3 protein-coding genes are annotated in these 1,802 nt (G+C 63.2%); all 3 read left to right on the top strand.

Annotated elements, in window-relative coordinates; all coding sequences use genetic code 11:
• Positions 1-973: threonine synthase (gene thrC / locus HP547_RS09465; RefSeq protein WP_172286148.1), on the top strand; the 973-nt coding region annotated here is incomplete at its 5' end.
• Between the two features lie 133 nt (positions 974-1,106).
• Positions 1,107-1,517 carry a histidine kinase gene (locus HP547_RS09460; RefSeq protein ID WP_172223274.1) on the top strand — a complete coding sequence of 137 codons (411 nt, stop codon included), beginning with the start codon at positions 1,107-1,109 and terminating at the stop codon, positions 1,515-1,517.
• Between the two features lie 79 nt (positions 1,518-1,596).
• Positions 1,597-1,802, top strand: a 206-nt coding sequence (locus tag HP547_RS09455) for a DUF3509 domain-containing protein (RefSeq protein ID WP_172286147.1), incomplete at its 3' end; no start/stop codon positions are given.

Genomic DNA, 1,802 nt, shown 5'->3' with positions numbered 1-1,802 from the left:
GGCCGCCATCGAAGGTTGCCGCCGTTGCGACAACGTCGACATCTTCATCCTGCACCCGCACCAGCGCGTGTCGGAAGTGCAGCGTCGGCAGATGACCACGCTGTTCGGCGACAACATTCACAACATCGCCATCGAAGGCAACTTCGATGACTGCCAGGAAATGGTCAAGGCCAGCTTCGCTGACCAGTCGTTCCTCAAAGGCACCCGCCTGGTGGCCGTGAACTCGATCAACTGGGCGCGGATCATGGCCCAGATCGTCTACTACTTCCACGCGGCCCTGCAGCTGGGCGGCCCCGCGCGCTCGGTGGCGTTCTCGGTACCCACCGGCAACTTCGGCGACATCTTCGCCGGTTACCTGGCCCGCAACATGGGCCTGCCGGTCAGCCAGCTGGTGGTCGCCACCAACCGCAACGACATCCTGCACCGCTTCATGAGCGGCAACCAGTACGTGAAGGAAACCCTGCACGCCACCCTGTCGCCGTCGATGGACATCATGGTCTCGTCCAACTTCGAGCGCCTGCTGTTCGACATGCACGGTCGCAATGGTGCGGCTATCGCCGAGCTGATGGCCAACTTCAAGCAAGGCGGTGGCTTCAGCGTCGAGCAAGATCGCTGGACCGAAGCCCGCAAGCTGTTCGACTCCCTGGCCGTCAGCGACGAGCAGACCTGCGAGACCATCGCCGAAGTGTTCGCTGCCACCGGTGAAGTACTCGACCCGCACACCGCGATCGGCGTCAAGGCCGCCCGCGAATGCCGCCGCAGCCTGGACACGCCGATGGTGGTGCTGGGCACTGCGCACCCGGTCAAGTTCCCTGAAGCGGTGGAGAAGGCCGGTGTAGGTAGGGCGCTGGAGCTGCCGGCGCACCTCAGCGACCTGTTCAGCCGTGAGGAACGTTGCACTGTGCTGGCCAATGACCTGAAGGCTGTGCAGGGCTTTGTCAGCCAGCATGGCAACCGCGGCAAGCCACTGTAAGCGGGTTGGTTTCCGGGGCTGCGTAGCAGTCCCGGAACTATCAGTCTTTTCCTTCAATTCCCTCAGAAACGTCCTATTCAGGTGCGCGTAGCGCAACGCCTACCGTAGTCGGTCCTCACACCAGGAGCGGCTCATGCACCAGCCCTACGTGGTGATCCACCAGGCTCGCCCATCCCACCAGATCCTCCTGCATCAGGCCCTCAATGCCCAGGGCATCTTCAATGTGCGCCTGAGCGAGGGCACCGACGCCTGCCTTGATGCGGCACGCCGCCCTGATCTGCTGGTCATCGACCATGCCATGCCAACCCGCTCCGGCCTTGCCTTGCTCGCCCGGCAGCAACAGCCCCGCGCTCTGCTATTTGTCGGCCAGCCGACCCCCAGGCAGCGCAACCTCGCCGATGAGGCCAGAAAACGCGGTCTATGGGTGCTGGCCGAGCTGCCCTGGCCGTTGTCGATGCCCCGCTTGCAACAGGCGCTGAGTGCTCTGCAACTGGGCCAGGGGCGGCGTATTCAAACTGTCATGTCCGCCCCGCATGCTCAGTGAACCCGCCACAGCGTGGCGAACTTTCCGCTGCGCTTGCTGGTCAGTTGCTTTATATCCCACCACGCAGCGAGTGATACGGATGGAAAGAATCTGCAGACTGCTCAACGACGCACTGACCCCCTATCAGACCCACCTCGGCCTCGCCGATGCCAGCGGTAATCGCCAACTGACCGTTCACGACCGCCTCGCCGGCATCACCCTGCGGCGTACGGTCAGCGAGCGGCAGTTGCAGGAGCAACGCCTGTTGATCGATCTGGTGGATGGTCTGCACCGTGATTTGCAGAT

This window comes from Pseudomonas sp. CM27 (genome assembly GCF_013179515.1).
Lineage (GTDB): Bacteria > Pseudomonadota > Gammaproteobacteria > Pseudomonadales > Pseudomonadaceae > Aquipseudomonas.
This window is presented reverse-complemented; position numbering and strand designations above follow the sequence as displayed.

What these genes read in the sequence shown, in the direction of transcription:
- HP547_RS09460 (WP_172223274.1), top strand. Translation starts at nt 1,107, where the DNA reads ATGCACCAGCCCTACGTGGTGATCCACCAGGCTCGCCCATCCCACCAG.